9 protein-coding genes are annotated in these 7,296 nt (G+C 45.4%); 4 read left to right on the forward strand and 5 right to left on the reverse strand.

Annotated elements, in window-relative coordinates:
* Positions 1–138 precede the first annotated feature (138 nt).
* On the forward strand, positions 139–618 hold the full coding sequence (locus AB3R30_RS26295; RefSeq protein WP_458652168.1) for a CRR6 family NdhI maturation factor: 480 nt from the start codon (positions 139–141) through the stop codon (positions 616–618).
* A 54-nt stretch (positions 619–672) separates the two neighbouring features.
* On the opposite strand, the gene AB3R30_RS26300 is transcribed toward AB3R30_RS26295, so the two are convergent.
* The 3 genes from AB3R30_RS26300 to AB3R30_RS26310 form a co-directional block, all read right to left on the reverse strand.
* Positions 673–1,620 carry a GDP-L-fucose synthase family protein gene (locus AB3R30_RS26300; RefSeq protein ID WP_458652169.1) on the reverse strand — a complete coding sequence of 316 codons (948 nt, stop codon included), beginning with the start codon at positions 1,618–1,620 and terminating at the stop codon, positions 673–675.
* 52 nt (positions 1,621–1,672) lie between these two features.
* Positions 1,673–2,743, reverse strand: coding sequence for a GDP-mannose 4,6-dehydratase (gmd, locus tag AB3R30_RS26305; RefSeq protein WP_458652170.1), 1,071 nt, complete (start codon positions 2,741–2,743; stop codon positions 1,673–1,675).
* Between the two features lie 357 nt (positions 2,744–3,100).
* A complete protein-coding gene (locus AB3R30_RS26310; protein WP_458652171.1) occupies positions 3,101–3,538 on the reverse strand; it encodes a RuvC family protein in 438 nt (145 codons plus the stop codon).
* A gap of 424 nt (positions 3,539–3,962) precedes the next feature.
* Here AB3R30_RS26310 and AB3R30_RS26315 point away from each other — a divergent pair, with 424 nt between their 5' ends.
* Positions 3,963–5,159 (forward strand): 4-hydroxy-3-methylbut-2-enyl diphosphate reductase, encoded by a 1,197-nt coding sequence (locus AB3R30_RS26315; protein WP_458652172.1) that lies wholly within the window; start codon positions 3,963–3,965, stop codon positions 5,157–5,159.
* Positions 5,160–5,171: 12 nt separating this feature from the next.
* Here the strand turns inward: AB3R30_RS26315 and AB3R30_RS26320 are convergent, their stop codons facing one another.
* A complete protein-coding gene (locus AB3R30_RS26320) occupies positions 5,172–5,597 on the reverse strand; it encodes a YidH family protein (protein ID WP_458652173.1) in 426 nt (141 codons plus the stop codon).
* A 104-nt stretch (positions 5,598–5,701) separates the two neighbouring features.
* On the opposite strand from AB3R30_RS26320, the gene AB3R30_RS26325 reads away from it, so the two are divergent.
* Together AB3R30_RS26325 and AB3R30_RS26330 are read left to right on the forward strand one after the other, a co-directional pair.
* On the forward strand, positions 5,702–6,505 hold the full coding sequence (locus AB3R30_RS26325) for a bacteriorhodopsin (protein WP_458652174.1): 804 nt from the start codon (positions 5,702–5,704) through the stop codon (positions 6,503–6,505).
* Between the two features lie 61 nt (positions 6,506–6,566).
* Positions 6,567–6,737, forward strand: a complete 171-nt coding sequence (locus tag AB3R30_RS26330) for a hypothetical protein (protein WP_458652175.1) — start codon at positions 6,567–6,569, stop codon at positions 6,735–6,737.
* Positions 6,738–6,825: 88 nt separating this feature from the next.
* Here the strand turns inward: AB3R30_RS26330 and AB3R30_RS26335 are convergent, their stop codons facing one another.
* Entirely contained in the window at positions 6,826–7,209 is a 384-nt protein-coding gene (locus tag AB3R30_RS26335) for a hypothetical protein (protein ID WP_458652176.1), read from the reverse strand.
* Between the last annotated feature and the right edge of the window lie 87 nt (positions 7,210–7,296).

A 7,296-nucleotide genomic window follows, 5' to 3' on the forward strand; every position in this document is an offset into this window, starting at 1 on the left:
TCAAAACTCAAAACTCAAAACTCAAAACTCAAAACTCAAAACTCAAAACTCAAAACTCAAAACTCAAAACGGTATTACATACTGCCTGAATGCTGAATTCAGAGGAAAATAAAAAGACCTTCTGGATAACTGCTATTTATGTCTATTGTGATTACTCTCAGCGTGAACCAAATTAATACACTCGATCTCAGTGAGGCTCAATCCATACTTGATCCATTGCTTGAAATAGGGTCTCTTTCTACCTATGAGCAGCAGCTTTCGTTTCAAATCACCTTTCCTCGCGATCCTCAAGATCCTCGCGAACTCTCTGAAATCCCTGAAATTCGCCTATGGTTTGTCCGGTTGGACTCGCTTTATCCCTGGCTTCCTTATCTGCTTGATTGGAAAGCTGGAGAACTGGCGCGCTATGCAGCGATGCTTGTCCCCCATCAATTTCATCCTAAAAATGGCATTCAATATAATCCAGAAGCCTTAGAAATCTTTGTAATGCATAAAATATTTGTCCTAACCCGTTGGATGAAAACCCAAGGAATAGAAGGGCGCTCTAGTTTAAAGGCAATGGCACAAATGTTTGGGTATGAGTTAGATGATGGGTTATTTGAACTGCTTTCAACTTAATCGCGATTTGTTCGCTAAAGAAGGCAGTGGCGATCGCAATGTTGCCTCAGAGCATCAATCTGCTTGGTTCCGATACCATTCAATCGTTCTTGCCATGCCCTGCCGAAATTCAACTTGAGCCATAAAGCCAAACGCTTCCTGCGATCGTGATGTGTCTAAACAGCGGCGGGGTTGTCCATTGGGCTGGTCTATTTCCCAGACAACTTTTCCATCAAATTCCATCAGTTCACAAATGAGACTAATTAAATCCTTAATCGAAATTTCAGAGCCAGTCCCCAGATTGACAGGCTCCGGATCGCTGTAGAACTGAGTGCCCATGACAATTCCCCGCGCAGCATCCTCAGAATAGAGAAATTCGCGGGTGGGAGTGCCATCTCCCCACACCGAAATTTGCTGATCTCCCCGTTGTTGGGCTTCATGCACCTTCCGGATCAGCGCTGGAATCACATGAGAACTGCTTGGATCAAAATTATCTTTGGGTCCATAGAGATTCACTGGCAACAGATAAATGCCATCAAATCCATACTGTTGACGATAAGCCTGAAGCTGAACCAGCAAGGCTTTCTTGGCAATGCCATAGGGAGCGTTTGTTTCTTCAGGATAGCCATCCCAAAGTTTTTCCTCTTGAAATGGCACGGGCGTAAACTTTGGGTAAGCGCAAATAGTGCCAACGCAGACAAATTTTTGTACCCCTGCCTGATAAGCCGCATGAATTAACTGGGTGCCCATGATCAAGTTGTCATAGAACAATTCGGCTGGCTTCTCACGGTTTAAGCCAATTCCACCGACATGGGCAGCCAGGTGAACCACCACATCCTGTTGTTCAACTGCACGCTGACAGTTTTCCATGATCCGCAGGTCACAATCCTGCGATCGCGGAATTGTAATCTTATTGATATCAACACCAACTTTATGGAGTTGTTCAACGACTTGATATCCTAGAAATCCCATCCCCCCCGTCACCAAGATCCGCTTGTCTTGAAGATCAAATGCTGCCATCATTGCTAAAATTTCCTCAACTGATTCTTCCTGTCTAGTCTTGCCATCCTGCTAATCACATAGGCATTGTATGACGAACGGTCGCTGTGTCGGTTACCAGTTGAACCGTGTGACCATTCAACGGAATTAATCCTAATCCTTTCAAATCAGCCTCTACCATTAAGTGAACCAACGTTTCAAAGCTCACCGAAGGTTGCCAGTCTAGCAGTTGTTTTGCCTTACTTGCATCTCCAATTAGCAAATCCACTTCGGCAGGGCGGAGATATCGTTCATCAAATGCCACATACTCATGCCAATCTAAATTCACATAGCCAAAAGCAATCTCTAAAAACTCCTTGACTGAGTGAGTTTCACCCGTTGCCACCACATAGTCATCGGGGGCATCCTGCTGGAGCATTAGCCACATTGCCTTGACATAATCCTTGGCGTATCCCCAGTCTCGCTTGGTGTCTAAATTACCCAAATAGAGCTTTTTTTGTTGCCCTGCCACAATCCGGGCTAGCGCTCGCGTAATTTTGCGAGTGACAAACGTTTCTCCACGTCGAGGCGACTCGTGATTAAACAAAATGCCATTACAGGCAAACAGATTGTAAGCTTCTCGATAGTTGATGGTTTGCCAGTGAGCATAGACTTTGGCACAGGCGTAGGGACTGCGAGGATAAAAGGGAGTCGTTTCAGTTTGAGGGATCTCTTGGACTTTTCCAAACATTTCAGATGAACCCGCTTGATAAAATCGGATCTGGATGTCGGTTCGATGTTGATAGTCTCGAATGGCTTCCAACAGATGTAGGGTGCCCATAGCAACCGAATCAACGGTGTAGGCGGGCGAGTCAAAGCTTACCCGAACGTGAGATTGTGCCCCTAGGTTGTAAACTTCTGTGGGTTGAACTTCTTCTAAAACTCGCCGGAGGGTTGTGGCATCGGTGAGGTCGCCATAATGCAAAAATAGTTTGGCATTTAAGGTGTGAGGATCTTCATAAATGTGATCAATCCGATCCGTGTTAAAGGTGGAGGTGCGTCGGATAATCCCATGAACTTCGTATCCTTTCTCTAATAGAAATTCGCTGAGATACGATCCATCTTGACCTGTGATGCCTGTGATGAGCGCTCGTTTGCGGTGTGTCATTTTTTCTTGATGATCTTCAAAAAATCTTGTGGAAGCTCCGAAAAGCTTGAAATACTATAATTAAATCATTAGACAAGGGAGCTAAAGAGTCTTAGCATTGTAGCGGAACTATTTGAGTCATTGGCGATCGCCAGAAAAATCGTCAGAAAAATGGGTGCATCCCACATTTACAGCCCTCACCCTAAATCTCTCTCCTAGAGCGGGAGAGGAACTTTAAGTCGGCTCCCTTTTCCCAAAATGGGATGCTCTCAGACAAACTGCTCAAAAATTAGCATATAAGATCTGGCAATTATGCTGATCGAGTTTTTTCAAATATCAATCTTTCGATATAAAATTGACGCTGGCAGTTATCCGCAACTATCCCACGAGTCGTTCTAAGTATCGCTCAATCAATAGGATGGCTACGATATCATCCACAGGGCGCGGAATGCTGCGTAAGGATTGGGGAACTAGACTCAGAAATCCTTTTGGGGGATACATTTGCCAGTAGCGATCGCGCGCTTCTAGGGTACTGTTCCGTTCATCAACCATGACAATTCGCAGAGGATCGCTGAAGGCATCTAAAAGCTTTACCTTCCACTCTTTGGAGGAAGTTTGGTTGCCCATCACCAATAAAGAAACTGGAAACGATTGGCGCAGCATTCCAATTTCGGCGATCGCATCTGTTGAGCTAACCACCTGATGATATTTTATAATTCGGTCAACCCCCATCACTGCAATACCGCACTTCAAACGTCCGGGATCAAATCCTAAAATCGTGGGTTGATCCGGCAAACTAGAGATCTCAGAGTGCATGAGCAAGGGATGGCTAACGACTTATCAAAATATTTACACAAAACTATTTATAAAAAATATTTATATAAAACTACTATCCATAGCTGCTATAACAAATTGTTGATATAAGTCGATATTATAAATAGTCATCCTCAAATTCAAAACAAATCAAATTCAAAACAAATCAAAACACAGAAAAATCGAAATACAAAATATAAACCAAACAAAAATACACCTAGGGGAAAGCTAGACGTACAAGATTATAAGAGCCATGCAGTGTTGATCTTAAGCGCTATTTGCGAGAAATTATAACGAAATTCTTTTGAAGAATTTACAGTTTCAATGATGGGTCTGCCACTAATAGATTTTGAGTATCAAGCTCACACGGGGCTAAGATAAGGGAAAATTAAAGCTAAGAATGAATCACCGTGAGGGCAAGGGTTGAATGGATACTAAGGCGTTTAAGCGATCGCTCAACAGTTCTGACAATTATCACCGCAAGGGCTTTGGGCATGAAGCCGAAGTATCTGGGCAAATGGAGAGCGAGTATCAAAGCAACTTAATTCAGCACATCCGGGATAACGGCTACAAACTCCAGCGAGGCGAGGTGACCATTCATTTGGCAGAAGCCTTTGGATTTTGCTGGGGAGTTGAGCGCGCCGTAGCAATGGCATATGAAACCCGGACTCACTTTCCGACCCAGCGCATTTGGATCACCAACGAAATTATCCACAATCCTTCTGTAAACCAGCGATTGCGCGATATGGATGTGCATTTTATTGAGGTGGTCAATGGAGAAAAGAAATTTTCCGTAGTAGACAGCGGCGATGTGGTCATTTTGCCTGCCTTTGGAGCCAGTGTTCAAGAAATGCAGCTTTTGAATCAAAAGGGCTGCACGATTGTAGACACGACCTGTCCTTGGGTCTCTAAAGTGTGGAATACGGTGGAAAAACATAAGAAAGCAAACCACACCTCAATTATTCACGGCAAATATAATCATGAAGAGACTGTGGCAACCAGTTCTTTTGCAGGCACTTACTTAATTGTGCTGAACCTGCAAGAAGCAGAATATGTGGCGAACTACATTCTCAATGGTGGCGATTCTGCTGAGTTTTTGGCTAAATTCCGGCGATCGCATTCGGTCGGATTTGATCCCGATCGCGACCTAGAGCGCGTTGGGGTTGCCAACCAAACCACCATGCTGAAGGGTGAAACCGAGCAAATCGGCAAATTACTAGAGCATACGATGATGCGAAAGTATGGTCCCGATCAGCTAAACAATCACTTCCTCAGCTTTAACACGATTTGCGATGCCACCCAAGAGCGCCAAGATGCCATGTTGGGCTTAGTAGAAGACAAGTTGGATTTAATGGTCGTCATTGGCGGCTATAACTCCTCCAATACTACTCACCTGCAAGAAATCGCCGTTGAGCGAGGCATTCCGTCCTATCACATCGATAGCGCTAGCCGGATTAGTGCAGGAAACCAAGTAGAACATAAGCCGCTACACCGCGATTTGGAAGTGGCTGAAAATTGGTTGCCCACTGGCGCGATCGCGATCGGCATCACCTCCGGAGCTTCCACACCTGACAAAGTAGTGGAGGAAGTGCTAGAAAAAATCTTTGAGCTAAAAGCCGTGTGAAGACTTGACAATTTAAGGCTGTTTTTTGGCAGGGAGAGTGGGTAAATTGTCTATACGATCGCGCCAAAGAACCAATGGAACACTGAATATTCCCAGAATCATCACTATTCCAGTTAAGGTCCAGATCAAGAGACGATTTGGGCGATAATTACCCTGCTCAATCTGCTGAAACACTTGGTTATAGCGCCATGCCGCCAGGGCAATGGTAGTAATTCCAAAAATAACCAGGCTGACCCCCAAATTTTCAGAATTAAATATAGATCGCGACGGAACTTCCTGTTGAGTGACGGCTGTTTGCAATTGCCGCAGAAACAGGCTAAACCGAGCGATCGCAAATCCAAATCCAATCAACGCCAAGGAAGTTCGCAACCAAGCTAAGAAGGTGCGTTCATTGGCTTGGTGTTCTCGCTGCCGATCAACTTTTTGATGCTCAACCATTGTCCTTGCCCCCTAACTTTCTACCCATTTTGCGGGAATGTCACTTTCCTGTCACATTTGTCCCTGATTGTGGGAAATGAAACCTGAATGGAGAGGGTATCGCTATGGATTGGCAGTCGATTTTACATTGGGTGTATGTAGCAGGGATGGCGATCGGAGCGTTGCACTTTTGGTCACTTAGCCGTAATCCCAAAGGCGTTCCCCAGTATGAATATTTGGTGGCGATTTTTATTCCAATTTGGTCAGGGCTAGCATACATGGCGATGGCGCTTGATCAGGGCAAAACTGAAGCCGCTGGACAAGTTGCCCACTATGCCCGATATGTCGATTGGATTGTGACCACACCGCTACTGCTACTGGCACTGTCCTGGACAGCGATGCAGTTTATCAAAAAGGATTGGACGCTGCTGGGCTTTCTGCTCAGTACCCAGGTGGTGGTGATTACTACGGGTTTAATTGCCGATCTCTCGGAGCGGGACTGGGTAAGATACCTCTGGTACATTTGCGGCGTGGTAGCGTTTTTAGTCGTTCTATGGGGAATCTGGGTGCCACTACGGGCGAAGGCAAGGAGCCAAGGGGACGAACTGGCTGCGCTCTATAACAAGCTACTGACCTATTTTACGGTGCTATGGATCTGTTATCCGATCGCCTGGATCATTGGTCCTTCTGGCTTTAGATGGGTGAATCAAGACATTGACACGTTGTTGTTTTGTGTGTTGCCGTTTTTCTCGAAAGTTGGGTTTAGCTTTCTCGATTTACATGGTTTACGGGGATTGCAAAACCGCCAGACAGAAACAGGGTTCGATCGCGCGGCTGATCAAGTTTTGCATTTCTTAGGTAGCATTACCGCTTTGTGGACACCACAATCTGGACATCGAAGAACTCGCCGCCTGCCAGGAGAACTGTAGTTCAGTGCATTTGATGTTCAATCTGAATTAAGACAAATCATTATTCATTGGAGAATCTATCATGACTCGTTCTTTCATTACATTAATCACAGTTTTGGGATTTGCGATCGTCTTAGGAGCTTGCGAACCAACCACAACTCCTGTAGCTCCCACACCTGACACAACTACGTCTCCTGTACCAACCACTGACCCAACTAGTACCCCTTCTCCCATACCAACAACTTCTCCATAACAACGACTTCTCCATAACATGGTAAAACGCTTCAAAGTGAAAACCAGTTCCTGGATCAACGTGAGCAGCGCTCGCATTGCGAATCACTTTAGACGGCATCCCAAACCCAATTCCACTGATCGCCCCCTTTGGTGAACAAATCAGGGAAGGCGAAATTAATGGCATAGTTGATGATCTCTGCTTGCTGCGATCGAGCATCGGCGAGATCGACCTGAGTATAGCCAAACCAACCACTCATAGCAAAGCGCGGAATCAAGTTCCACAAGGCTGCCAGACCAAAAGAATCAGAAGTCAAGGGAACTCCCATGCCGAAATGAATATTGGCGAAGGTGCTGCCAGTGTGGTACAAAAGATTGCCCGACGGTGAATAGTTGCGAAGATAGGTGAGTCCAAACTCAACGTTCGTTACAGGTTTGAAGGATAGTTGTGCCAACGCGCTGTAGGTGCTACCCAATGACCCTGCTGTGGTCAAATTGGCATCACGCGCCTAGTAGGCTGTCAACTTTATTTTGGTGGATAGATGGGAGAGAATAGAGCGGCAGCTACCTCTGAACCAATC

It is taken from the genome of Sivoneniella epilithica UHCC 1019, assembly GCF_040830845.1.
Taxonomy (GTDB): domain Bacteria; phylum Cyanobacteriota; class Cyanobacteriia; order Leptolyngbyales; family Leptolyngbyaceae; genus ULC077BIN1.

Bases quoted from the DNA above. Each gene is read 5' to 3' on its own strand.
- AB3R30_RS26315 (WP_458652172.1), top strand. From the start codon at position 3,963: ATGGATACTAAGGCGTTTAAGCGATCGCTCAACAGTTCTGACAATTAT.
- gmd (WP_458652170.1), bottom strand. From the start codon at position 2,743: ATGACACACCGCAAACGAGCGCTCATCACAGGCATCACAGGTCAAGAT.
- AB3R30_RS26310 (WP_458652171.1), bottom strand. From the start codon at position 3,538: ATGCACTCTGAGATCTCTAGTTTGCCGGATCAACCCACGATTTTAGGA.
- AB3R30_RS26295 (WP_458652168.1), top strand. From the start codon at position 139: ATGTCTATTGTGATTACTCTCAGCGTGAACCAAATTAATACACTCGAT.
- AB3R30_RS26320 (WP_458652173.1), bottom strand. From the start codon at position 5,597: ATGGTTGAGCATCAAAAAGTTGATCGGCAGCGAGAACACCAAGCCAAT.
- AB3R30_RS26300 (WP_458652169.1), bottom strand. From the start codon at position 1,620: ATGATGGCAGCATTTGATCTTCAAGACAAGCGGATCTTGGTGACGGGG.
- AB3R30_RS26325 (WP_458652174.1), top strand. From the start codon at position 5,702: ATGGATTGGCAGTCGATTTTACATTGGGTGTATGTAGCAGGGATGGCG.
- AB3R30_RS26330 (WP_458652175.1), top strand. From the start codon at position 6,567: ATGACTCGTTCTTTCATTACATTAATCACAGTTTTGGGATTTGCGATC.